The organism is Arthrobacter ulcerisalmonis, assembly GCF_900609065.1.
In the GTDB taxonomy this organism is placed as follows: domain Bacteria; phylum Actinomycetota; class Actinomycetes; order Actinomycetales; family Micrococcaceae; genus Arthrobacter; species Arthrobacter ulcerisalmonis.
Genome location: NZ_UXAU01000013.1, coordinates 116035 through 139867, shown reverse-complemented (window position 1 = coordinate 139867; position 23833 = coordinate 116035). Strand labels below are relative to the sequence as shown.

Sequence of the window (23833 nt, the reverse complement as noted above, 5' to 3'; positions counted from 1 at the left end):
CCTACGCTGGGCTTCATTACGAAACGTTTATGTTTCCTATTGACAATAATGGGCTATCGCGCCGATCACCGCCTTGTTCCGGTGGGGTGAACAGTGGTTCACTGGGAGGGGCGTGAACAGTCGTTCACCCTCTCCCGTTCCGGCCAAAGGCTACCCCGTGACTTCCCCGCGCTCCCACGCCCAGCCCCGCAAAGCCCGTCCGTCGTGGGCCATCATCACCGTGCTGTCGCTCAGCGGCACCGTCGTGGCCCTGATGCAGACCCTCGTGGTCCCGCTACTCCCTGACTTCCCGGGCATCCTGGGCGTCACCGCGGACGACTCATCGTGGCTGGTGACCGCAACGCTCTTGACCAGCGCAGTGGCAACACCCATCGTCACGCGCAGTGCGGACATGTACGGCAAACAACGGATGATGATTGTCTGCCTAGCCCTGATGGTGGTCGGTTCCATCATTGCCGCCGTGGGTGGGACTTTCCTCTGGATCATCGTGGGCCGTGCATTGCAAGGATTTTCGGCGGCGCTCATCCCCGTTGGCATCAGTATCATGCGCGATGAGCTGCCCAAGGAAAAGCTGGGTTCCGCGGTGGCCCTGATGAGCGCAACGCTCGGCATCGGCAGTGCGCTGGGCCTTCCCATGGCGGGCGTCCTCTACGAAAACTTTGGCTGGCACTCCATCTTCTGGGTCTCTGCCGCAGCCGGACTGCTCCTGTTGGCGGCGGTAGCCCTCGTTGTCCCCGAGTCCAAGGTCCGCACCCCCGGCCGCTTCGACTATATCGGCGCCGTGATCCTCTCCGGTGCGCTCGCATCCCTGTTGCTCGCGATCTCCAAGGGCGGCTCGTGGGGCTGGAACTCCGAGTCCGTGCTGCTGTTGTTCCTGCTCGCCGCGATTCTGTTGGGCATCTGGGTTCCCTACGAATTGAAGGTCAGCCAGCCGATGGTGGATCTGCGGACCTCGGCCAAACGACCCGTCCTGATGACCAACGTGGCCTCCCTCCTCATTGGCTTCGCCATGTTCGCCAACATGCTGCTGACCACGCAGCAACTGCAACAACCCCTGGCCACCGGCTCCGGCTTTGAAATGCCGGTTATCGCCGCAGGGCTGGCCATGATTCCCTCCGGCCTGGCGATCGTGATTTTCGCACCGGTTTCCGGCGGCATCATCAGCCGCTACGGCGCCAAGTCGGCCCTGATCGCAGGCGCCTCGGTGATGATCGTGGGATACGTGGGGCGCGTCTTCCTTTGGGATTCGGTGCTGTGGATCATCATCGGCTCCACCGTGGTCAGCATCGGCACCGCCATCGCCTACGCCGCCATGCCCACCCTCATCATGGCAGCGGTTCCCATCACGGAAATCGCCTCCGCGAACGGCCTCAACAGCCTCCTGCGCGCCATCGGCACCTCAACCTCGAGTGCCGCCGTCGCCGCCTTCCTCACCTCGGTGACGGCCGACGTCGGCCCCGTCAAGTTGCCCACGTTCGGCGCCTTCCAGGATGTGTTCTGGATGGCGGCCCTGGCTTCCGCGGCAGCGATCGTCGCCTCCACCTTCATCCCGAAAGCCAACGCCCCCGCCGCGGCCATCCCTGCTTCAAACGAAAACGAACTGGTCCTACGCGGGCTCGTCCGGGTCAGGAACGGGGCTCCGGTGGCGCACGCGGTGGTGACCGTCCTGCGGCTCAACGGCGATCCTGTGGACTGGAACCGGGTTGATGCGGACGGCAGATACTCGGTGGCGGTGCCTGGACCTGGCAAGTACCTGCTGGTGGTCAACGCCGCAGGTTGGGCACCAGCAGGCTGACGTCTTCGAGTTCGATGGCGTCACCCTCAAGCAGGACTTCACCCTGGGCCAGCAGTTGACGTTGAGCGGGCGCGCCACCGTGGGGGCAGACCCGATCGGCGGCGCAGTAGTGGCGGTGCTCAAGGGCGGTGGCGAGCACGTGGCCTCCGTCATGACGGACGAGGACGGCCGGTACAGCCTGCCGCTGCCGCCCGCTGGCCGGTACATCGTCTCCATGCTGCATCCCGAAACGCACCAGGCCACGGCCCGGAAGCTTGCGCTGGACAACCGCTCCGTGCAGCTGGACCTCGCCGTGTCTGGGGCGCCGCTTGAGCCACTAGCCCCCCTCACCCGCGCATGAGCAGCCACAGCAAGGACGCCATCCTCGAATCCGCCGGACGGCTTTTTGGCGAACGGGGCTACCGCTCGGTGACGGTACGGGACATAGCCGCCGACGCCGGAGTCTCCGCTGCGTTGGTCATGAAGATCTACGAGTCCAAGGAAAAGCTGTTTGCTGCGGCTCAACCTGACGCACGGCTGCTGGGCGAACTGTTGGCGCCGCGGCACGAACTCGGCTCAGCCCTAGCTTTTCGCGTCATGATGCGCCGCGAACGGTCCATGCAGGAGCCTTGGGCGATGATCCCCTTCACTGTCAACGACGCCCCGGATCCGGAAGCCGCCAAGACGGAAACCCGGGAAAAGTACGTGGGGTACATCGCCAAGCTCATCAGCGACCCCACCCCCGATCGACGCCATGCCGCCATGGTCGTGACGCTCATGATCGGATTCGGCGAGGCAGTGCGGACCCTCGAACTCTTCGCCGACCGGGACTTCGACGACGTGGTGGCGCACTTCGGCGACCTGGTCCAATCCCAGATCGACAGCTGTCCCCAGCCGTAGCAACCCTCCCGGAAATCCTGCCGCCAAAACGCCAACGCTCCCGGAGCTGTTGCAGAATTCCACGGGAGCGTTAGCCAAAATCACCCAACAACTCCGGGAGGGTTACTACGGCCCAGAGGATCAGCGCAGGATGATGTCCACCGGGTTGGCCTCCGAGCGCCACGCTCCGGGAGCGGCGTCGGCGGCTGAGATGACCGGCGCAGTCAGTACGCCGGAGCGGTTGGTGCGTTTGTCGCGCAGGATCTCGGTGACGGAACCCAGATGCCGGGACAGATCAATCACGTTTTCAGGTGCGGCCAGCAGCAACTGGAAGCCGAACTCGTGCAGCGCCTTGATGCCGGCGCCGGCGAACTCTTCCGAGGCCAGGACGAACGCTTCGTCCATCATCACTGTCCCGTAGGTGGTAAATCCCTGTTCAGCGATGCCCAGCTGGTAGCTCAGTGCTGCAGCCATGATGAACGCCGTGAACCGCTGCCGCTCACCACCGGACATGGACCCCGTGTCAGCGTGCATGAACACATCAGTTTTCTTCGCCCCGCGCGGCCCGGTGACTTCGCGGTGTTCCTTGCACTGAATGAAAAGGTGGCCGCGGACATCGAGCACTTCTGCACGCCAACGCCGGTCCTCAGGCGCCGCTGATCCGAGCCGTTTGACCAGCGTTTCCAGAGACTTGTAACGGGCTGTCAGCTCGGCTTCGTCGTCCCGATCGGCGCCAGTATCGGGCCTCGGCCGGCCATGACGGGCCTTCAAGGCGTTCTGGATAGCGTCCTTGAACTGCTTGGCCGTGGGCGGCAACGTGGGCTTGATGTCCAACTCAAGGAAGCTGCCTTCGTGGAAATTCACCTCGGACAGTATCCCGTTCAACGGCAGGATGCGGCTGGTGATGGACCGCCGTTCTTCGTCCAGCAGGTGCAGGAGGGTGCTGAACGATTCATGCGTGCGCTGGTTAAAGAACTGCCTGAATTCGGCCTCCTGGGCCGGCAGGCCGTCGGTAATGATGGCGTGGTAGCGCGTTTCGAAGTCGCTGGCCGCGCCGATGCTGGTCCCGTGATCAGCCGAAATGGCGCTGCCCCAATCACGCACGAAACCCTCGAAAATGCGGGTCAGCCGCTCGGCAGTGCCTTGGCCACGCGACTCGGCTGCGTGCAGTTCGCCTTGCAGGACGGTCCGCACACGGTTCGCGAGGTTGTCCAGCTCGTGCATTTCGGTCATGTCGCCGAAGTCCGCGAAGTAGGGGTCCAGCCTTTGCACGGTGGCGTCCGACGGCGGCGCCTGGGCCAGGCGGTCCCGCGCAGCTTCCAGCAGGGTATCCACCGTCGTGAGCTGGCGGTCGAGGGCCTTGTATTCGCTCTGCAATACAGCTGCGGACTCGGTGCTGGACTGATGCTGCTGCCGCGCCTGCTCGATGCTGGCACGAAGTGGTTCAAGATCGGCCTGCGCGGCCAAGGCATCTTCCAGGCGCTGCTTGATCCTGGTGAGTTCGTCTGCTGCCACGGCAGCTGAAACCTGGTCCCAAGGACGGTGATCGCCAGCAACCCGGCGCAGGGCCTCAAGTTGACGGCTCATACCTTGGTGCGAGTCCTCCCGGCTCTGCGCCAGCTCGGCTGCCTTCGCAACCTCCTGGCGGAGGTCAGCCGCCTGGGCTGCCACCACCTCACGCTTGGTGGCGTTGTCGAAGCCCAGGACGTAGTCGTGCCGGGACGTGAAGCGGTCATCCTTCTCCACGGTGTGGCGGTTGCGCTTGACCACGCCGCCCAGGCTCAACCCGCGGTCCAACGCCGCCAGTTCGTCAGGGTTCTCCACGCACGGGAACGCGTAGTCGAGGGCCACCCGCTCGCGAACCCATTCCCCGGCCGGAGCAGCCGGGCCAGCGGTGAGAATATCCAGTTTGGTGAGCAGGTCGCCGTCGTGCGCGTCCTGGACTGCCAACGCACCGCCAGCCAACGGCTTGGAAACATCCACGGCGCGGAGGGCGCCACGGACCGCGTGATCATTGAGGTAGCGGGTAACGGCACCGAAATGCTCGCCGGGAACCAAAAGCGTGGTGGCGAGGCTGCGCAGGGCGCGCTCCGCAGCTGGCCGCCACCGTTCCTGACCTTCGGCCAGGTCCATGAGCTCGCCGGCGAACGGCATCCGCTCCTCCGGAACGCCGGTCGCGGCAGCAATGGCGGCGCGGTTTTCAATGCTCGACGGCGGCAGCAGGGATTTTCGCGTCTGCAGCGACAGCATTTCCTGCTCAGCCGCTGCCAGCTCACGCTTTCGGGTGGCGTGCGCGTCGAAAGCTTCGAACCTGAGTTCCTGCAGGGCCTTCGAATCGTCCTGGAGTTCGGCCGATCTTGCCGCCGCCTGTTCGTGTGCCTGCTCCCAGCCGTCAGCTGACCACTCCAGGGACAGCCCGGCGTCGGCGAGCGCCTGGCATGCCGCTTCTTCGACTTGTTGGCGCAGCTTCAGGCCTACGGTGGCGTTCTCGAGCGACTGTTCGATCGCGGAAATGGCGTTGCCGCCCTGGTTGTTGTAGTCCGTTTCCAGCTGCCGAAGGTCCTTGGACAGGGCATCCCGCCGGGTCCGCTCGGTGCCCAGGTCCTTGGCTTTGGCCTGCGCCAACTCGCGGAATCGGTGCAAGGTCTGTTCGTGGATGGTGACGGCCAGGCGCTGCCGGTAGGCATCGAATTCTTCGCCGGCCAGGTTGCGGAGTGCGTTGGCGTCCAGCAAGGCCTGGGCATAGTCCTTGTTGAGGCCGGGCACGGGCGCCAGCTGGTCACGCTGCAGCCGGACATCCTCAAGCCGTTGCCGGATGGACATCAGGTTGCTGAATTCTTCCACCACATCGTCCGCGGCAGCCAGCGTGGCAGGGGCATCCAGGACCTGGTCACGGAAGAACGTGTTGACGCTACCGCCCAACCCCTTGCCCGCCTGGATGACGCGCAGCAGCGGAAGGGCCTGGTCAGAGCTGATGCCCAAGAGTCGCCGGAACCGTTCCGCAAAGGCCTTGTGAACATCGAAGATCTGCGCCTCGGGGAAGATTCCTTCCAGGGCAGCTTTGCCGAACCGCTTGTCTGCGATCCCCTCCAGGGCCGCCAAATCCAGCGGCACATGGTCGATCAGATAGAAACGTCCCACGCTCGACTCGGTGCCGTTTTTGGGCAGGTCGAAGATGGCGGACACGGTGATGCGGGTGCCAGCCGCGTTGTCGAACGTCAGGGCAACGGCAGACCAGGTAGCCCCCGGGCGTTGGAACGCACTTGCCGATCCCTCCCCCACAGCCTTGTCGCCCACTTTGCCGCGCATGTACGTGAACGTGGTGCGCTTGTCCTCCACAGCCCCGCCGGAGCGCTGGGCCGCTGCTTCGTTGGAGCGGGGGCGGGCGTCAAAGACCCGCAGCATCGCGTCGAAAAGTGTTGACTTACCCACCCCGGAGTTACCCGTCAGCAGGGTTCCGTTCCGGTCAACGTGCATGGTGTGGGCGCCGTGGAAGGTACCCCAGTTGACCACCTGGACCAGTGCCAAGCGCATCTGGCCAGGGTTCGTTTCCTCCCCCAGTGGGAGCATGCTGGCGATACTCACTTGGCGTCCTCCGCGTCGGTGGTGGTGGCGTCGGTGTCCTCGTCGTCCTCAGCCGGGGACCCGCCGTCGAACTCCAGGAGCGGTTCGGTGCCCGACTGATCTGTCGAGGCTGCCACCAGCGCCGCGATCTGCGCCGGAATGTCGCCGATGTTTTCAAAGGGGAGCGCCAAAGGCAACGCGTTCGAGATGGTGTAGACGTCATCCAAGCCCGTAGCGAGCAGCAGCTGGCGTGCCATGAGCTTGGTGATGGCGCGCGACACGACGTCAGAGTCCCGCAGCGCGTCCTGCTGGCCAGCGGGTTGGTAGTGCGCCACCAGGTCCGCGAGTTCCTCGCGCGTAATGGTGGGGTCCGTCTGCGCGGTGACATGCCGGTCAAGCAGCAACCGCAACCGGAGCAGCACAATGGTCTCCACCCGGCTCAGGGCCCGCTGTTGCCGCAGGATGCTTGAGCGGGTGCTGCCGCCAATCGATTCCGGGTCCACTGGCCGCAACACCGCGACCTTCCGCTCATGGTCAAGCTCCATGGTGAGGAACAGTTCGGACAGCCGGCTGCGGATGATCACCCGGTTATCCAGCAGGACCGTCCACAGCTTCTCGTCGCGGCCGCCGTCGACATACGGTCCCTTCAGCAGCTTGACCAGCGCCTGCCGCACCCGCATGGACAACACACCGGTATCACCCGGGAACAGCGCGGCGCCGTCCACGAAGGTGTCGCGTGGCCCCGGGTTTGCGGACCAGCCGCTGTGGGTCGCGGAAGGTTCGGCGGCGGGAACTACCTCGGGCGCGGCGGTGTCCGGAACCTCGGTCGCCGGGGCGTCCGGAACCTCAACCGCGGCGGTGTCCGAGACCTCCGGCGTGGCGGAAACGTCTGCAGCCTCGGGCGGGACGGCGGCGGGAGCCGGTGCCGTTTCGACGGGGCTGGCGGCGGAAAAGTCAGTCATCAGAGTCCTTTGCAAGGGTGACCACCGGCAGGAATGCTTTTCGCCGGGTGCCGTCAATCTGTTCGAAGTCCAGGTCTGCCCAGGCCTCGCGGTTGAAGTCTGCGCCAGCCTGCAGCGCGTGGGAGAGCAAGCCGCGAAGCGTGTTGATGTGTTGTTCGTCGGCGGGCACCTGATCCCAGGCGTCCACCAGTGTGCCCGCGCCAGCCAGGGCTGTGCGCATGACGTCCGGATTGGCTTTGCCTGTCCGCGGCGAGCGCACCCGATCGGAATCGCTAAAGGCGATGGGGTCGGCCAGTCGAGGCGGCACGGCGAACTCGTCCGGATCGAACAGTTTCACCATGGAGAGCGATTCGAATCCTGCGTTGAAAAGTTCAGGCCCACGGACAAGTCCAGGACGCTCCCGCTCGTAGGGTAGTGATCGGATCGCTTGTTCGGCTTCTCGCAGAACCTGGCGCAGACGAACCGACTGACGGAAGTCATCGCTCTGCACATAGGTATTCAGGCTTTCGCTGAGTTTGCCGTAGATACGTTGGATCTGGCTGTGTTGCTGGCGCAGCTCAGCCACGAGGTTCTTCAGCGTTTCGCGGTCTTCAACTGACAGGTCGTCGGCAAACTCCCTGCTCAGGACCTCGCCAATGGCCGATCTGAAGCGCACCTGCTGCTGCGGATCTTCGAGGAACGCTGTAAAGGAACGGAAGGTGCGGCCCTCTGGGCTTTGCCGCAGTCGTTTGTCCGCCTCCAAGACCTGCGCCATGGTGGCGCCCTTGGTCAACGATTCTTCAATGATCTGGTTGCGGAGTTCACCCACCAGCTCTTCGATCCGGTCACGCATTTTCTTGTAGTCGGCAGGCAAGCTGGCTGCCAAATCGAGGATGTTTCCGGCGGCTTCCACTGCCTCATCGTCGTCCAAGAGGCCATCAAACTCGCCGGTAGTGATGTCCGTGATCAGCTGCCGACGTTCACCAATTTCCTCTTCCAAGGATTCCAACCGGGCACTCTGGTCAGGGTTGGTCTCGTTGGCCAACTTCTCGACGTCGCCCAGGAGCGTGCCCAGGCGGGAGCCGTTCAGGGTGGAACGCTCGCTGGAAAGGCTGTCGAGGAATGCCAGCACCCTCGCTGCGGGTTCGGTCAGTTCGTAGACGATCTGGCCTGACTGGTTGCGGCGGGTCAGGAACTGCCGGCGCGTCCACTCGTCGCCAAACGACTTGCCGTTCGCGCCGCCGCCCAGCCCGGGGTCCTGGCGACGGAGCTCCTCTAGGAAAGAGTCGACGTCGGCGTGGAATTCTTCCAGCAGCGCCTGTGGCCGGGTGCGGGTGAAGGAGGCTTGCAGCACGGCAATCACCCACGGTGCGGATCGGGTGAGCGCCCAGGCCGGCCCCTTGGTGAGGAGCTCAAGGTCCCTGAGCCGCGCGCTGATCGCGTCAGCGGAAGACCTGGCGGAGCGGGGCACGCACTCTCCTTGGCTTGTGTGGGGTGAGGGGTAGGCAGGCAAAAACTGCCAACTACAAGGTTAACGCAGTCGCCGCGACCGCTCCGTGACCTACCCGGCGGTAGCGTATCGATCCCGTATCAACCGGCGGTGGGGCAGCGTCCCACTCTGGCCGCTCCGGGTGCGCGCCCCCTACGCTCGTGCTACTGAACGCAACGAAGCAGCAGGGGGACGCATGAGTTTTGATCTAAGCACCGTAGAGACGGCCACGTTGGTTTTCATCGGAACGTTGGTTTTCGCTGCGCTCCTGGCAGCCTTCGTGTTGCTGGCCGGGCTGACGGCATTGGCCCTCTTGGGTACAGGCAAAGCTGCTTGGTTCTTGGTTTCTACCGTCCTGCTAGCAGCGGTGCACGGGATCAATACCGGCTGGGACAGGCTGGTGCACCATACACGGGAGGGCGTTGTGGTCGGCGATATCCAGGCTCAGCCGACCCCTAGCACCGGTACCTACCCGCGAGTAATCTTGAGTGACAGCTGAAGGGTTCTCCAACCCGGCGGATCCATGGCTTCACCGGCCATTCCGGCCTAGGAGATGACCCATGAGCTCCGCAACCAACAGCCCCGCCACCGACTCGCCCGCTGACGAGACGCCCGTCCAGGCCCGTGACATCGGCTCAGGCGCCACTGCAGACCAGGCCCGAGCCGTCGCAGAAGCCGCGCGCGAATCGGGGTGGGACCGCCCCAGCTTTGCCAAAGGGCTCTACCTAGGCGCCTTTGACCTGGGGCTGGTTCATCCGTGGCCAACGCCCACCCCGGCTTCCGTGCAAACGGGTGAAGCGTTCCTGAAGCGACTTACCGACTATGCACGCACCATGTCAGGGGCCGTGATCGAGAGGGATGCCAAAATCCCCGACGACTACATCCAGGGGCTCGCCGATCTGGGCGTCTTCGGCATGAAGATTCCGGTGGAATACGGCGGGTTAGGGCTCTCACTTGTCTACTATGGGCGGGCCCTGGCCCTGTTGGGCAGTGTCCATCCAAGTCTCGGAGCCCTACTCTCAGCCCACCAGTCAATCGGCGTCCCCGAACCGGTCAAGGTTTTCGGCACCCCCGCGCAGAAGCGCAAGTATCTGCCGCGCTGTGCGGCCGGGGCCGTCACCGCTTTCCTGCTGACGGAGGCCGACGTGGGCAGCGATCCCGCCCGGATGGGCTGCACGGCAACGCCAACGGACGACGGCGGCTCTTACCTTTTGGATGGCGTGAAGCTTTGGACCACCAACGGGGTGATCGCCGAGTTGGTGGTGGTCATGGCGGTGGTGCCGGCCCGCACGGATCGAGACGGCACCCTGCATAAGGGTGGTATCAGCGCGTTCGTTGTGGAGATGGACTCTCCTGGGATCACCGTGGAGAACCGCAATTCATTCATGGGGCTGCGTGGAATTGAAAACGGGGTCACGCGGTTTCATCAGGTTCGGGTGCCCGCTGAAAACCGTCTTGGACGGGAAGGCCAGGGGCTGAAGATCGCGCTGACCACGCTCAACACTGGCAGGCTGTCCATTCCGGCGCTTTGTGTTGCGTCAGGTCGTTGGAGCCTCAAGATCGCCCGCGAGTGGTCTGCCGCGAGGACCCAGTGGGGCAGACCGGTAGGCGAGCACGAGGCCGTGGGAAAGAAAATCGCGTATATCGCCGCCACCGCTTTTGCCCTCGACGCAGTCTTCGAACTCTCGGCAGAAATGGCTGACGCTGGCCAAAAAGACGTCCGGATCGAAGCAGCCCTTGCCAAGCTGTGGGCCACCGAGACCAGCTGCCGGATTGCTGATGAGCTGGTCCAGATCCGTGGTGGGCGCGGCTACGAAAGTGCAGCGTCGCTGGCTGCCCGTGGCGAACGAGCCGTCGCGGCTGAACAGCAACTAAGGGACCTCCGGATCAACCGGATCTTCGAAGGCTCCTCCGAAATCATGAGGCTCCTCATTGCCCGCGAGGCCGTCGATGCGCACCTTGCCGCCGCCGGCGACCTTGCCTCCCTCGATGCGAGCTTGGCCGATAAGGCTCGGGCCGCCGTCGGCGCCTCCAGTTTCTATGCCAAGTGGCTTCCCAAGCTGGTGGCGGGTGCCGGATTGGACCCTCGTTCGTATGGCGATTTCGGCAGGTTGGCCAAACAGCTGAGGTTTGTAGAACGTTCCTCGCGACGCTTGGCGCGGCAGACCTTCTATGGCATGGGCCGCTGGCAGGCGAAGCTGGAGCGCAAGCAGGCATTTTTGGGCCGGATAGTGGACATTGGCGCTGAGCTTTTCGCCATGACTGCTTGCTGTTCACGAGCCGAGATGCTGCTGCGAACCGCACCCGAACGTGGTGCCGGAGCCTTCGAACTGGCTGAGGCCTACTGCGAGCAGGCGCGGGTGCGGGTGGACGAACTATTCGAACAGCTGTGGCGGAACACCGATGACGTCGATACGGCACTTACCCGCAAGGTCCTGGCCGGCGACTACACCTGGCTGGAGGCTGGCATTCTGGATCAGTCCGAAGGGACAGGGCCGTGGATTGCCGATGCCAGTCCCGGGGTATCTCGACACGAGAACTTGCATCGCGACTATCGAGGGGCACGATCTCGGGGAGCGGGGCCGGTTCGCGAGCAGTGAATCGGCACTGCTGTGGGCAGCATCAAGGAGTCCTGAGGCGCCCTTAAGAAAACCTTAATGTGATCTGGCCTCGAATCCTGAGCGGGACGTTGAATTATTGATTTCAGCAGGCCACCACAGCCGAAAGGAAGTGGTGGACCGCCCGGAGGATTGGCACCCGGGCCATGTGCAGCCAGCCCAGAGTCTGTGCCGGCGACGGGGGGTTTTCTGAGACCAAAACCCCTCCCCAGCCGTCGCCGGCACACCTCTCGGGCCTCTCTTTTTAGACGCACTTTCTGCGTCCGCAGCTCTCGCAACTATCCGCAGCAGGACTGGTTCCAAAACAGACCAGCCTTCCTCCGTAGGGCTGCTCCCGGAACAAAGGTTCATTCGGTGGAAGTTTCCCGAGGCCTTACTGGGCCGGATCCTTGTTGAGCCGTAGCCATGGCTGCGCTGCCCCACTGCTGCTGGAACCATAAAGTAGGGCTTTGAAGCTCTGCCCACAGAGCCAGCTCGACCCGAGACCCGATCGGGGTTGGCTGTGCATAGCAGACGCCCTTCCCACCCTGCCCCTTCGTCCGCTCCCAGACAGCCGTGGCTAGGACGGCAGCGGAGGTGGTTTGAAGTAGCGATTTCGTTGAGGTCTTTGTTTGGGGTCGATATGCGGCGGTGGGATGAACGCCGGCGTGCCACCTGTGATGGTGATGCTCCATTGGTCCTTGTGAATGAGGTGGTGATGGTGGCTGCAAAGCAACGCGCCGTTGCTGGTGGTGGTGAGACCGCCGTGATTCCAGTACGTGACGTGGTGCGCTTCGCACCACGGTGCGGGGATGGTGCAGTTCGGGAAGGTGCAGCCTTGGTCACGCGCAACCAGCGCCAGTCGCTGCGCTGTGGTGAAAAGCCGGGTTTTACGTCCGAGGTCCAGAACTTCACCCTTGGTCCCAAGGAGCGCGGGGATGATATCCGCGTCGCAGGCAATTTTGCGGAGTGTGGTTGCTGAGGTTGGCCCGGTGAAGGCGAAAGCCCCGGACCCGTGGTGGATACCTGAGTCGTCCCTCGATTCGTCTCCCGCAAAAGCGGTGAGTTCCGTGCCTGCAGCGCGTCGGGTGGGGGCGGGGAACAAGTCGGCCACGCTGATGGTGGCGATGATTTGGGGTCGCATGCCGCCAGTGGTGGGAAGAAGCGTTGTGGTGAGGCCGGCTTTGATGGCGGAGATCACCCCATCGAGCTGCTGCTGAGGTCGCGTCCGCCGTTCAAGGTCGACAAGCACCGTGTTGTCCATAGCCGCACCGAGGTCCACGCCGAGGTCAGCATCAGGACGCGTGCCCGTGCTGACACTGTTGCCGCTGCTGACGCTGACGCTGACGCTGACGGAGTTTTGGGTCGTGTCGGGGGTGGCGCTTCGGGGGTTAGTAGCAATGTTCATTGCCGTGAGGAGGTGTTCGTACTGGTCAGCGGTTGCGAAGATTTCCAGGTGATGGAGACCGTTCCGAGGTTTCCGGATGAATGCCCCTTGGGTGCGTCGGAGAGCTTCTTCGGAAGGTTCCGCGCCGTCAGCGTCGATGGCCTCGACCCAGCGTTGAGCAACTCGGACGAGGAAGTCTGGATCGGCGGTCGCGGCGGTCGCGATCAGATCCTGTTCTACGTGACCAAGCCTCTCGGTAGTGGTGCTGTGTTGGATCCGGTCCAACGTCACTGCGATGACCGTCGCAGCGTATGAGGACACCACCGGTCCGCCCACCATGCCTATATCAGAGCCCACAGTCCCGTCAGCGGCAGTCGCTTTCGACGGCGCGAGCGCGGTAGCGAGACCCTCACGGATGGGGGCGAGAGGAGTCCCGGTCATTGCTGTGCCGGGGAGGACTTGCGCGGCGAGACTGAGCCGGCGGCGGGCTTCCCGAATAGGGATTCGCAGCCGGAGCCGGAGGAACTCCGCGGTGTTCCTACATCCGTCATCAGCTGGTGACGGATGGACGAACGCCGCTGGTTCGGCCGTTGGTGGCGGCCAGTCAGAATCGGTTTCAGCGAGGGTTTCGACCCCGCTGGCGTTCCAACCCGTCACCCAGCCCTTCTTTCCAGGCCGAGCCTGGCGCGTCAACGACGCTGCGATTGCTGCGGTTCTGGTGGTGTCGACGGAGCCCGCCGAGAGGATTTGAAGGTATTCAACAGTCCGTGAGAGGTCCTCCACCACAGCCGCGAAATCCGCCGCAGCCCAGTACTCTGCGGCCGCCACCTCCTCCGGAGCATGCAAAGCCGCCGCGGCCAAGACTTCACCGACCCGCGATACCACCGCGAACAATGTCTCATTCGTGGGCAGGGACGTGGAATCCCCAACGGAATCAGCTAGACGCTCCGCCAGGGCAGGGCCAGCGCCAGGGCATCCCCCGCCAGTGCCGCCGGCGGGTCTGGGGGCATCCCCGCCGACGGCACAACCTACGGAAAGCACAGCGGCCGACCGATCTACCACCGCGTCACGACCTCGATTGCTCTCCATAAATCAACTTTGCCAGCCACGAGCACCCAGCACAGCAACAAAAATTTCTATGTGGATAACCCACCCAAAGAACATCACCACCGGTGAGGTTGTGGATAACCTCGAACAGCATCGCCGCCAGGAACTGAACCTGGACCAGTTCCGAAAGCGGGGTTAATGGCCGCCAGAATCTCTTCAGGACCAAGGCTTCCAACTACGGCCCGTAGCGCGCGCTACAGTCGGAAAAGACCCACCGGCAGCTATCCACCAAGAGAATCGGGCACCACGAAATGGACTGGTCTTTCGAGATCGACGACCCTGATGCAGTGCTCCAGAAGCCGCCCCCCGAAATCACGGCACCTCTCGAGGCCGCGGCGGAAGCCATGGCGCAAGCGTCAGCGCAAGCCAGGCGGGCAGCAGATGATTTGGCCGTCGCAGTCCGGACGGCAGCATCCGCCGGGTACGGGCATTCCTGGATCATGGGCAGGTCCCGTCTGTCCTCCGCAGACGTCCAACGCCTCATTTCCGGCGAAGCCCTCTATTAATCAGTCCCCTATTAGTCCGTCCCCTTGCTGGCTCAAAGGTCTGAGGCTGGGTAGCGTGAGGCCATGAGCATCAAAATGGAGAATGTGGGCATCGCTGTCCGGGATCTTGAAGCAACCATCGCGTTCTTTACCGATCTGGGGCTCACGGTGGTGGGGCGCGACACCGTCAGCGGCGCGTGGACTGATATCGCAGTGGGTCTCGACGGTAATCACGCCAAGATTGCCATGCTGCAGACTCCTGACGGGCACGGCCAATTGGAACTCTTCGAATACATCCACCCGGACGCGATTGAAACAACGCCAACCCTTCCCAACGAGATTGGGATGCACCGGGTGGCCTTCTCAGTAGACAACATCGACGAGGCCCTGGCGATCGCTGCGAAGCACGGCTGCCACCCGCTCCGTGGCGTGGCGACGTACCAGGACATCTACAAGCTCTCGTACGTCCGCGGTCCCAGCGGCATCATCGTGATGCTTGCCGAAGCACTCCAGAAATAGCGTCCCCACGTTCAGCGCTGTGCGGTCCTGATCGATCCCGGGAGCGCCCCAGTGGACCCCGTTACGCTGTGTCCATGCAGATCCGCGAACTGCTTCAGAGTGATCACGACGGCGTGAGTCGAGTCTGCGCCGCCAGCGCACGGTCCCGGTGGACCCCAACCATGCTCGAAGACAAGCCCCAGAGGATCGTCCTGGTGGCAAGCATCCAGGACAGGATTGCCGGCGTCGCAAAGACGCATTTCCACCCAACGTCCGACGGCGATGCTCCCGCAGGGAACTACCTCGGCGGCATCGTGGTGGCGCCCGAATTTCGCCGGCTGGGAGTCGGCGCTTCCCTCACCCGGGCACGATTAAATTGGATCTGGGCGGATGCGACGGTGGCCTACTACTTCGCCAACGAACATAACGTGGCGTCGATCGGCATGCACCAAGCCCTCGGCTTCCAGGAAGTGGGCCGGTTCGGCGCAATCCATGGAGTCAGCGCGGACGACGGCGTGTCCCGACTCGTTCTGTTTCAAGCCTTTCGCTGACGAGACCAAGGTGCTGCCGAAGAAACCGCGGCGGGATTCCAACCGGAGGCCCGGTCGAGGGGCACCAGGCCTCCAAAGCAGCAGCTTTCAGAACCACGCTAGGCGTGCAATTGACCATCGACGTAGAACCAGCGGCGGTTTTCGCGAACGAATCGGCTGGTTTCGTGAAGGGAACCTCGATCGCCGCCGTCGCGGAAATACGCCTTGAACTCCACCACACCCTCGGTATCCAACGGTCCGCCGTGGTGCGTGGCCAGGATGTCGAGTCGCCGCCACTGCACCTCGGAATCGAGATCTAGGTCAGCGGGTCTAGTGTTCGGATGCCATGGCTCACGAAGGTAGTCAGCATTGCCCAACGCAAACGCGCTGTACCTTGATCGCATCAGCGATTCCGCCGTCGGCGCTGCTGATTGGCCCGAGTGGAACCTGCCGCAACACTGAGCGTAGGGATCTCCGGAGAGGCACGGGCAATTTTGGCTGTCGGTTGCGCGGGTCATGGTTTTCTCTCCATAGTTTCAGCGGCGGCCGGATGCACCAGAAGCGGCACTGCCAATGCATGCCGCAAAGTGCATATGACCGTGAGCTGGGCTTCAACACCGTTGGCATCTCGCCTAGCCGCCCCAGCCGGACAGAGGGGCAGCTTAAGCCGCAGCCGGGACCCAAGCATTCGCTAAGACTATAGGCGCGCGGTCCTTGTCATTTCTTGTAACAGGTTCGAAACAACCCGGCACCACGCCCTACTTCGGGGCACGAGCGATGGCATAAATCCGTAAGGTGGACAAGGAAACGCTGACCGGGGGGCAGCTGCCGGCTTGTGCCCCGCTGTCGGCAGAAAGGAGAGATGACGTGGACAATCCAGACACGCTCATCCTCAACCTGACATTTTTGGGGACCCTTGGCGTCGCCTTCCTGATGGCCTTCGTGCTGTTCATGCTGGGGGTTGCCACGCTGATCCTCGCTGGCATCGGCCGACTGGCCGGACTTGTGGTCCAACTGCTCTTTGGCCGCCTTCGCCGTCAGGAATCCGTGCGTTTCGGCGCGGAACCCCCGGCGACCGTGACTTCAGTCGCTGAACCAGCCGCTGACCCGGTGCCCGCCCCAGAGGCTGGACCCGTGGCAGTGCTGCGGACCGCCGTCGGCCGCCTGTCGCCAAAAAACAATCCGCGCCGGGAGCCAGCCGTCCTCTCGAAAGAGTGGACAGCGGCCGTAGAAGCGGCAGATGCCCGTGCCAAAGCACGCGCTGGTGCCCCGGACATCAAACTGTCCGTCCGCGACCTGCCAGACCAGCCCCTGCCGGAGCTGCCCACCAGCACGGGTCCTGAAACAAACATGAAGCCGGCGCGTGGCAACACCCCGGTTGCAAAGACTCCCACCTCCCCAGCCAAAACCCGCAGCGGTACGCCAGACATCAAACTGTCCGTTCGCGACCTTCCGGATCCGGTCGAGCCAAGCCAAACCAACGGTCAAGGCACCAGCGTTCCAGCCGCAGAAGCTCCCGCCGCCGAACCAGCAGCGGCGAAAACCGCACGCACGGGCAAGCCGCGGTCGTTCACCAAGCCTCCACAGCCGGCGCCGTTGTCGCAGATTGACACCGGCTCGCTGGCATCAGTGGCGAAGGGGCAGCAGCCAAGGAAAACCCGGACGCCAAGCTCCAATCAACCCGAGTCGGCCGGGGTGCAGGGGAAAGACCGCCAACACTTACCCTGAGCAACCAACTGGGCTAGCGTGAAAGCATGGAATTCAGATACCTCGGCAACAGCGGCTTCAAAGTCTCAGAAATTACGCTTGGCAACTGGCTGACCCATGGCTCCCAGGTGGAGAACGACACCGCCACCCAGTGCGTCCGGGCTGCCCTCGACGCCGGCATCAGCACCTTCGACACTGCCGACGTCTACGCCAACACCGCTGCAGAGACGGTCCTCGGTGCGGCGCTGAAAGGCGAGCGCCGCGAATCCGTCGAAGTTTTCACCAAGGTGTTTGGGCCCACCGGACCTAAGGGCAAGAACGACCTTGGCCTGTCCCGCAAGCACATCATGGAAGCCATCAACGGTTCCCTCAGCCGCCTGCAGACCGATTACGTGGACCTCTACCAGGCCCACCGGTACGACGTGGAAACGCCCTTGGAAGAAACCATGCAGGCCTTTGCCGACGTGGTCCGGCAAGGCAAGGCCCTCTACATTGGCGTGAGCGAATGGACGGCGGAGCAACTGCGCAACGGACACGCGCTGGCCAAGGAACTGGGCTTCCAGCTCATCTCCAACCAGCCGCAATACTCCATGCTGTGGCGGGTCATCGAGGCCGAGGTGGTGCCAGCCTCGGAAGAGCTCGGCGTTTCCCAGATTGTCTGGTCCCCCATGGCCCAGGGCGTCCTCAGCGGGAAATACCTTCCCGGCCAGCCAGCACCGCAGGGCAGCCGGGCTACCGACGACAAGGGCGGTGCGCAGATGATCGAACGATGGCTGCGTGATGACGTTCTGACTGCCGTCCAGGCGCTCAAACCTGTCGCTGCCGAGGCCGGCCTCACCATGCCGCAGTTGGCCGTGGCTTGGGTCCTGCAGAACCCCAACGTCGCTTCGGCTATTGTGGGCGCGTCCCGCCCAGAGCAGATCGCCGATACAGTCGCCGCCGCTGGCGTGGTCCTGGACGCCGGAATCATGGAGAAGGTCGATGCCGCTGTGGGCGCCTTGGCCCAGCGCGATCCGGCCCTGACCACCTCCCCCGAGAAGCGCCAAGGATAGGTACCCATGTCACAGCAGAACGAGCCACTCCCCGCGCTGGCTATCACTGGCTCAACCGGTAATCTTGGCGGCCTGGTAGCGAAGGAACTCGCTGCTGCCGGCATGGAGCAGCGGCTGGTTGTTCGCGATTTGGCCCGGGCACCCCAGTTTGATGGCACCCGGGCCGTTGTCTGCAGCTACAGCGATGCGGCTGCCGCCGAGTTGGCACTGGCCGGCGTGGACGTACTCTTCATGGTGTCTGCGGCCGAGGCCGTGGATCGCCTCGCACAGCACATCACGTTCATCGACGCGGCTGCCCGGGCTGGTGTAGCCCACGTCGTGTACACGTCGTTCGTTGGTGCTGCCGCGGATGCCACCTTCACGCTTGCCCGGGACCATTTTGCTACCGAACAGCACCTCCGCGCCTCCGGAATGGACTACACGATCCTGCGCGACAACTTCTACCTGGATTTCCTGCCGCAATTGGCAGGGGACGACGGCGTCATCCGCGGCCCAGGCGGTAGCGGCGCCTTTGCTGGGGTGGCCCGCACGGACGTTGCCAGGTGCGCCACCGCAGTCCTACGGGACCCGGCAGTCCACCGCGGGCAGACCTACAACCTGACTGGGCCGGAGGACCTGACGCTGGCCCAGGCCGCCGTCGTCATCTCCACGGCAACCGGCCGGGACATCCGCTTCCATGAGGAGACGCTGGAGGAAGCGTACGCGTCGCGTGCCAGCTACAACGCGGAACCGTGGCAACTCGACGCCTGGGTGAGTACTTACACGGCCATGGGTTCCGGTGAGCTCGGCGGCGTATCGCCCGACGTCCACGGCCTGACCGGGCACGATCCCCTGAGTCTGGCGGACGTTCTCGCGCAACCGGTGCTTTAGGAGCCACAAATCCGGCGATTGGAAGAAACTTCCAGATTTCCATGGCAACAAGCAGCGGCGCGGTCTAGGCTGGCCACATCATTGACCTGCCTGCCGTAGTGGGCCCTTCGCATCGGGGGAACTTTGAAGAACCTGTTCGATTTGTCATTCACCAAGTTCATTTCGCCGTCCATCGCCAAAATCGTCTACATCTTGATCATGGTGGGGCTAGGCGTCACTTATCTCATCTTCGTGATCACCGCCTTCGCCACCGGAGAACCGGCTCTGGGTTTCGTGACGCTCCTCATCATTGGCCCGCTGTTTGTGGTGATCTACCTGGCGCTTGCCCGGATTGGCTTGGAATCGCTCATCGCCGGTATTCGCACGGCGGAAAACACTGCACGCCTGGTGGAACTGCAGGGTGGCACCTCGTCCGGGCACACCAGCTACCCCGCCGGCGGCCCGCAGAATCCTTACGGCCAGTCAGCCCCCAACCCGTACCAGTCCGGACCGCCAGCTCCTCCCGGCTACCAGCCCCCGGCACCGCCCACCAGCTAACGCCCAGAGCCTGATCCAATGCACCGTCCGGACGCCGCTGTCCCAACCGGCAGCGGCTTCCGGCGCTATACTCGGTGCCAACCATGACCAGCCTCCCCTCCTCCCCCGCCAATGTCCGCATCGATGCCTGGCTGTGGGCTGTCCGCGCGTACAAGACGCGGTCACTCGCCACGGCGTCATGCCGTGCCGGCCACATTCGGCTCAACGGCAGCCCGGCCAAAGCCTCCGCCACGGTGGTGACCGGAGATACCGTCACCGTCCGGCTTTCCGGCTTTGAACGCACCCTTGAAGTGCGGCGACTGATCAACAAACGGGTTGGCGCCGAAGCCGCTTCGCACTGCTTCACCGACCACACCCCGCCGCGGCCAGTAGCCCCCGCCTTGGGCCTGCCGCAGCGCGACCGCGGTACCGGCCGACCCACCAAAAAGGATCGACGCGAAATGGAACGGCTTGCCGGTCACCGTGACTAACCTGACCCTCGCCAATGTCCGCTTGCCCGGCCAAGAACCGATACATCTTGAGCTGCGCCGCGGGTTGGTCGCCGCCAGTCGACCGGCCTCAGAGGCCCTCCCAGTTACCGCGCAGGTGGTCGACTGTGGCGGTCGCTACCTGATTCCCGGCCTCTGGGACGAGCACGTGCATATGAACCAGTGGGCCATGCACGCCAACCGGCTTGACCTCGCCACCGCGGGATCCGCGCGGGAGGCTGCCGCCGCCGTCGAACGCTCTGCGCTGGACCGAACAGGCAACCAGCCACTGGTGGGCGTGGGGTTCCGGGACGCGCTCTGGCCCGACCTGCCGAGCCTGGACCTGCTGGATGCCGCCGCGGGAGCCGCACCCACTGCGCTGATCAGCCACGACCTGCATTGTGTATGGGTCAACAGTGCCGCAGCCAGGCATTTTGGCGTTGCCGTGGACAGTTCGGGGTTGCTCCGCGAGGAACCTGCCTTTGCCTTGACCCGAACACTGGGCCAGCTGCCGGACGCGATCCTGGATCCCTGGGTTGACCAAGCGTCGCGCACCGCCGCAGCCCGGGGCGTGGTAGGCGTTGTGGACTTCGAGATGACGTGGAACGTGGACTCGTGGCTGCGCAGGATCGCGGCGGGTGCGGACTCTTTGCGGGTGGACGCCGGAGTCTATCCACAGGACCTTGAGCGCGCGGTGAACCAGGGCCTACACACGGGAATGGACGTCGGCGGCGGACGGGGCCTCCTCCAGGTGGGACCCCTGAAAGTCCTGATCGACGGCTCCCTCAACACCCGGACCGCCTACTGCGTGGACGCGTATCCGTTGGGTGGGTTCGGCCTGCTGACGGTCGCCGAAGGTGAACTCCTCAAGCTGCTGGAGCGCGCCCGGGACACCGGGTTTGTACCGGCAGTCCACGCGATCGGCGACGCCGCAAACCGCGTGGCGTTGGACGCGTTTGAAAAGGTAGGAACCGGCGGCCGGATTGAGCACGCTCAATTTGTCAGGACGGCTGATTTCGACCGCTTTGGTCCCCTGGGGGTGTTGGCGAGCGTGCAGCCGCGCCATGCCCTCGATGACCGGGACGCTGCCGACGCCAACTGGGCGGGCCAGACCCACCGCGCGTTCCCGCTGAAACGGCTCATCGATGCCGGCGCAACACTGATCTTGGGATCGGATGCTCCCGTGGCCCCCCTGGATCCGTGGTCCGCCATGTCCGCCGCCACTACCCGCTCGGCCTTGGATGGCCGGGAGCCGTGGCAGCCGCAGGAGGCCATTACCCGCGAACAGGCGCTCCTTGCCAGCACCCGCGGCCGCGGTACCGTGCGGCTCGGCGACGCGGCTGACCTCGTCCTGCTGGACGCCGACCCGCTCACGGTTTCTGCCGATGAGTTCGCCGCGATGCCCGTTGCCGCCACGCTGCTGGCAGGGCGTTTTACGCACGACGCCGGCCTGCTGGCTTAGGGGCAAACGCCGGGCTGCGTGCCGGGAGACACTCCGGCTTGGCGGGCTTTCCGCGGCTGGACGGCGAGCGCAGGAGGATGGGCGCAGGGCGGCGGTGCAGGCCTGCGGGTCCTGGTCGGCGGATCCAGGAAAAGGCTCCGAGATGGGTCAGCGGGCCTGGGTCAGGTTGGCGAAGGGCAACCTGCCATGGTGTTCCACAAACGCTGCGTGATAGGAAGCCTCGGCGGTGCCGAGTTGTTCGGCGGGAAGCTCTTTCCAGGCAAAGACCAGGTCTTCGGCGTCGAGGAGTTGCCAGACGAGCCGGCCGTCCCAATGTCCCGGCGGCTTGGCTCTGCCGAAATCAAGGAATTCCTTGATTTGCCGCCGCAGGCCTCGGTTACCCTGGCTGCCCGGCCCTGCCTTGCCCAGGTATAGCAGTGTTGCGCCAGGCACCCATTCCGCGGCCAATTCCTCCTTGGACAACGTGGGATTTCGTTTCTTGAAGGTCCCAGCAACGCTGGTCTTGAGGAATCGTGGTTCGAAGTCTGCGGGGGCAGAAATGGTGAAAAGCCCCGGACCCTGTGGAACGCGGTTGATGTCCAGGTCTGTCATGGCGCGGAAGCCGCTGAAACCTTCGGCCTTGAGATCCTTCTTGCTGAACTGCATGAATCCATTGAACAGTAAGGCCGCAACGGACTTGACCAGATTTTGCGTTGACAGCCTCAGTCCGTCGTCGTAGGTTCGGCGCAACGCCGTTCCGCCGAACCAAAGGCCACCCCATGCGACTGTCGCGTCACTCTGTTGCCCTCGCCGCAGTCCTGACACTTGCGGGGGTGAGCGCCTGCAGCGGACCTGCCGGGCCGCGAACGGACCAGCCCTCGGGCCAGCCAGCAGATGCGTCCAAAGATCCGGCAGCCATCGCCGGAGTGCAGGGCAACGAGTCGCCCCCCGCGGCGGCCAAGGACATCCGGGCTGTTGATCTCAGGAATGTGCCATGGCTGTATTCCGCAGGCGGCGTCGAGGTGCCGGTGGCGTTGACCCTGGTGGACGGCCAGGCCACCGTCCAGGCAGCAGAAGGCGCCGGCAGCTTCGAGTTCCAGGACGTTGCTTATGGCGATGTGGATGGGGACGGCGACGATGACGCCGTTGCCAGCATTTCCAGGAGCGGCGACAACACCTACGAACGGCTCTGGTACCTGTGGCTCCTCCAGGACCAGGGCGCCGTACAGGTCAAGTACCCGATCGCGCAAAGCGGCAAGTGCGGCACGGCGGTGGACTCAGTGGTTCCGGGTCAGGGCAGGGTCGAAATTACGCAGCGGCTGCGTCAGCGGGTTATTGATGACCGGGTCCCTTGCTCCGAACCAGGGACTGGCCTGCAGCAACGCACCATCACCGTGCATACCGAGGGCGACCAGACGTGGCCCGTCCAAACGGCACCCATCCCGGCCTGGGGTGGAATTTGCCCCGGCTCGCCCTGGCCCGACTCGGAGCCTGGCCTGGTTAACCTGTGGTCTGCGCCTACCCGGAGCGCTCCGTTGGCAGCCATACCCAGCCCGGGGGGAGGCTCAGTCTTTGCCGTCTACCCCTCGCCGTTGATGTTGAAGGAAGGCTGGGCGTTTGTGGGATTCACCCAACGCGTGGACGTGGGCGATGTGAAGTTGCATTGCGCGTTTGGCGGGGCGGTGTGATCCGGAGGTCCTGGTCCAGGCGTCGCAGTTCGGTTTTGAGTGCCGCCGACACCCCGGAAAGCGTAGAGTGGAAGAGGACGCCGATATTGGACGCCTTGCTGCCGAGGGAGAAATCGTGACGATCGACTGGGATGAAAAAAAGGCCCTGCTACAGGAACCGAACATCGCAAAAGTTACCCAGCTTTGCGATGAACTCATGGAAAAGAAGCCAGGTTCCACCGTCCCGTACATCGATCCAGTGCACGACGAAGACGAGTGCCGGATTGTCAGCCTGCAAGTCAGCCCCGGAAAGGGCACCGAATCTGGCTTCATCTCTCACAACAATGACGACGAAGGCGCCCGGCGGGCCACCCAGATCTATGATCTCGCCGAACTTGATCCTCGCTACGTCATGCCATGGAACGCCTACCCGTGGATCCGCGACCAGGGCCTCCCGTCCGCGCTGAGTGTGCAGGAGAAAACGGATGGCTTGCGCCCGTTCCGCCAGTTCCTGAAGATCAATTCCCGGGTGTCCGCCATCATCGCTCATGGCACTGATGCCGCCACGTTCCTGGCCCTGTTTGAGAAGACTTATCACTCGTCGCTGCGCAACAGCGGCATTAAGATCTACAAGGCAACAGCATTGGGCGGCCGGGCCTTCGCCGTCTCGGAGACCAAGCAGGAGGAACTGGTCACCAAGAACGTGGATACGTACAAGGACGCCATGCAGCGGGCCGGCATCCAGCACCTGTAACGAGCCGTCGGCACCGCGTGCTGCGGGACAACGGGGATGGCTGGCGAGCCTCCACGGCGTGGCGCTCTCGAGGTGAGCCACTTGACA

General features: G+C 63.9%; 22 protein-coding genes and 1 pseudogene. 16 read left to right on the top strand and 7 right to left on the bottom strand.

Annotated features, from left to right (window positions below):
* The first annotated feature begins 157 nt into the window (after positions 1 to 157).
* From PSET11_RS04040 to PSET11_RS04035, 3 genes are read left to right on the top strand one after another with little or no spacing between them, the layout of a single operon-like run.
* Positions 158 to 1795, top strand: coding sequence for an MFS transporter (locus PSET11_RS04040; RefSeq protein WP_238989017.1), 1638 nt, complete (start codon positions 158 to 160; stop codon positions 1793 to 1795).
* On the top strand, positions 1707 to 2135 hold the full coding sequence (locus PSET11_RS16825; RefSeq protein ID WP_238989016.1) for a carboxypeptidase-like regulatory domain-containing protein: 429 nt from the start codon (positions 1707 to 1709) through the stop codon (positions 2133 to 2135). The genes PSET11_RS04040 and PSET11_RS16825 overlap by 89 nt, the downstream gene beginning before the upstream one ends.
* A complete protein-coding gene (locus PSET11_RS04035; protein ID WP_124090829.1) occupies positions 2132 to 2674 on the top strand; it encodes a TetR/AcrR family transcriptional regulator in 543 nt (180 codons plus the stop codon). The genes PSET11_RS16825 and PSET11_RS04035 overlap by 4 nt, the downstream gene beginning before the upstream one ends.
* A gap of 120 nt (positions 2675 to 2794) precedes the next feature.
* On the opposite strand, the gene PSET11_RS04030 is transcribed toward PSET11_RS04035, so the two are convergent.
* From PSET11_RS04030 to PSET11_RS04020, 3 genes are read right to left on the bottom strand one after another with little or no spacing between them, the layout of a single operon-like run.
* Positions 2795 to 6238: an ATP-binding protein gene (locus tag PSET11_RS04030; protein ID WP_124090828.1), complete on the bottom strand. Its 3444-nt coding sequence runs from the start codon at positions 6236 to 6238 to the stop codon at positions 2795 to 2797.
* On the bottom strand, positions 6235 to 7179 hold the full coding sequence (locus PSET11_RS04025; protein ID WP_238989015.1) for a DUF4194 domain-containing protein: 945 nt from the start codon (positions 7177 to 7179) through the stop codon (positions 6235 to 6237). The genes PSET11_RS04030 and PSET11_RS04025 overlap by 4 nt, the downstream gene beginning before the upstream one ends.
* Positions 7172 to 8629, bottom strand: coding sequence for a DUF3375 family protein (locus tag PSET11_RS04020; RefSeq protein WP_124090827.1), 1458 nt, complete (start codon positions 8627 to 8629; stop codon positions 7172 to 7174). Before PSET11_RS04020 ends, PSET11_RS04025 begins: the two co-directional genes overlap by 8 nt.
* Before the next feature lie 214 nt (positions 8630 to 8843).
* Here PSET11_RS04020 and PSET11_RS04015 point away from each other — a divergent pair, with 214 nt between their 5' ends.
* Positions 8844 to 9146, top strand: coding sequence for a hypothetical protein (locus tag PSET11_RS04015; RefSeq protein WP_124090826.1), 303 nt, complete (start codon positions 8844 to 8846; stop codon positions 9144 to 9146).
* A 61-nt stretch (positions 9147 to 9207) separates the two neighbouring features.
* Positions 9208 to 11247: an acyl-CoA dehydrogenase family protein gene (locus tag PSET11_RS04010; RefSeq protein WP_124090825.1), complete on the top strand. Its 2040-nt coding sequence runs from the start codon at positions 9208 to 9210 to the stop codon at positions 11245 to 11247.
* Positions 11248 to 11824: 577 nt separating this feature from the next.
* Here PSET11_RS04010 and PSET11_RS04005 read toward each other — a convergent pair.
* The gene (locus PSET11_RS04005; RefSeq protein WP_238989014.1) at positions 11825 to 13516 is read right to left on the bottom strand and encodes an HNH endonuclease signature motif containing protein; all 1692 of its coding nucleotides are present in this window, start codon (positions 13514 to 13516) and stop codon (positions 11825 to 11827) included.
* A gap of 473 nt (positions 13517 to 13989) precedes the next feature.
* On the opposite strand from PSET11_RS04005, the gene PSET11_RS04000 reads away from it, so the two are divergent.
* The 3 genes from PSET11_RS04000 to PSET11_RS03990 all read left to right on the top strand — a co-directional run bounded on the left by PSET11_RS04000 (position 13990) and on the right by PSET11_RS03990 (position 15272).
* The gene (locus tag PSET11_RS04000) at positions 13990 to 14244 is read left to right on the top strand and encodes a hypothetical protein (RefSeq protein ID WP_124090823.1); all 255 of its coding nucleotides are present in this window, start codon (positions 13990 to 13992) and stop codon (positions 14242 to 14244) included.
* A gap of 63 nt (positions 14245 to 14307) precedes the next feature.
* Complete coding sequence (locus PSET11_RS03995; protein WP_124090822.1) at positions 14308 to 14742, top strand: VOC family protein; 435 nt, start codon at positions 14308 to 14310, stop codon at positions 14740 to 14742.
* A gap of 74 nt (positions 14743 to 14816) precedes the next feature.
* Positions 14817 to 15272 (top strand): GNAT family N-acetyltransferase, encoded by a 456-nt coding sequence (locus tag PSET11_RS03990; protein ID WP_124090821.1) that lies wholly within the window; start codon positions 14817 to 14819, stop codon positions 15270 to 15272.
* Between the two features lie 98 nt (positions 15273 to 15370).
* Here PSET11_RS03990 and PSET11_RS03985 read toward each other — a convergent pair whose 3' ends face one another.
* Positions 15371 to 15655, bottom strand: coding sequence for a YchJ family protein (locus PSET11_RS03985; RefSeq protein ID WP_345788811.1), 285 nt, complete (start codon positions 15653 to 15655; stop codon positions 15371 to 15373).
* A 63-nt stretch (positions 15656 to 15718) separates the two neighbouring features.
* Positions 15719 to 15769 (bottom strand): annotated as a pseudogene (locus tag PSET11_RS17060) (hypothetical protein); the annotation flags it as partial.
* Positions 15770 to 16118: 349 nt separating this feature from the next.
* On the opposite strand from PSET11_RS17060, the gene PSET11_RS03980 reads away from it, so the two are divergent.
* The 6 genes from PSET11_RS03980 to PSET11_RS03955 all read left to right on the top strand — a co-directional run bounded on the left by PSET11_RS03980 (position 16119) and on the right by PSET11_RS03955 (position 21346).
* Positions 16119 to 16979, top strand: a complete 861-nt coding sequence (locus PSET11_RS03980; RefSeq protein WP_124090819.1) for a hypothetical protein — start codon at positions 16119 to 16121, stop codon at positions 16977 to 16979.
* A gap of 26 nt (positions 16980 to 17005) precedes the next feature.
* On the top strand, positions 17006 to 18010 hold the full coding sequence (locus PSET11_RS03975; protein ID WP_124090818.1) for an aldo/keto reductase family protein: 1005 nt from the start codon (positions 17006 to 17008) through the stop codon (positions 18008 to 18010).
* Positions 18011 to 18016: 6 nt separating this feature from the next.
* On the top strand, positions 18017 to 18880 hold the full coding sequence (locus PSET11_RS03970) for an SDR family oxidoreductase (protein ID WP_124090817.1): 864 nt from the start codon (positions 18017 to 18019) through the stop codon (positions 18878 to 18880).
* Positions 18881 to 19021: 141 nt separating this feature from the next.
* Positions 19022 to 19417 (top strand): DUF4282 domain-containing protein, encoded by a 396-nt coding sequence (locus PSET11_RS03965; RefSeq protein WP_238989013.1) that lies wholly within the window; start codon positions 19022 to 19024, stop codon positions 19415 to 19417.
* 83 nt (positions 19418 to 19500) lie between these two features.
* Positions 19501 to 19887, top strand: a complete 387-nt coding sequence (locus tag PSET11_RS03960) for an RNA-binding S4 domain-containing protein (protein WP_124090815.1) — start codon at positions 19501 to 19503, stop codon at positions 19885 to 19887.
* The gene (locus PSET11_RS03955; protein ID WP_124090814.1) at positions 19880 to 21346 is read left to right on the top strand and encodes an amidohydrolase; all 1467 of its coding nucleotides are present in this window, start codon (positions 19880 to 19882) and stop codon (positions 21344 to 21346) included. The genes PSET11_RS03960 and PSET11_RS03955 overlap by 8 nt, the downstream gene beginning before the upstream one ends.
* A 147-nt stretch (positions 21347 to 21493) precedes the next feature.
* Here the strand turns inward: PSET11_RS03955 and PSET11_RS03950 are convergent, their stop codons facing one another.
* Positions 21494 to 21991 (bottom strand): hypothetical protein, encoded by a 498-nt coding sequence (locus PSET11_RS03950; RefSeq protein WP_124090813.1) that lies wholly within the window; start codon positions 21989 to 21991, stop codon positions 21494 to 21496.
* A 113-nt stretch (positions 21992 to 22104) separates the two neighbouring features.
* Here PSET11_RS03950 and PSET11_RS03945 point away from each other — a divergent pair, with 113 nt between their 5' ends.
* Together PSET11_RS03945 and PSET11_RS03940 are read left to right on the top strand one after the other, a co-directional pair.
* Positions 22105 to 23013, top strand: coding sequence for a hypothetical protein (locus PSET11_RS03945; RefSeq protein WP_124090812.1), 909 nt, complete (start codon positions 22105 to 22107; stop codon positions 23011 to 23013).
* Positions 23014 to 23128: 115 nt separating this feature from the next.
* Entirely contained in the window at positions 23129 to 23746 is a 618-nt protein-coding gene (locus PSET11_RS03940) for a uracil-DNA glycosylase family protein (protein ID WP_124090811.1), read from the top strand.
* Positions 23747 to 23833: the final 87 nt, after the last annotated feature.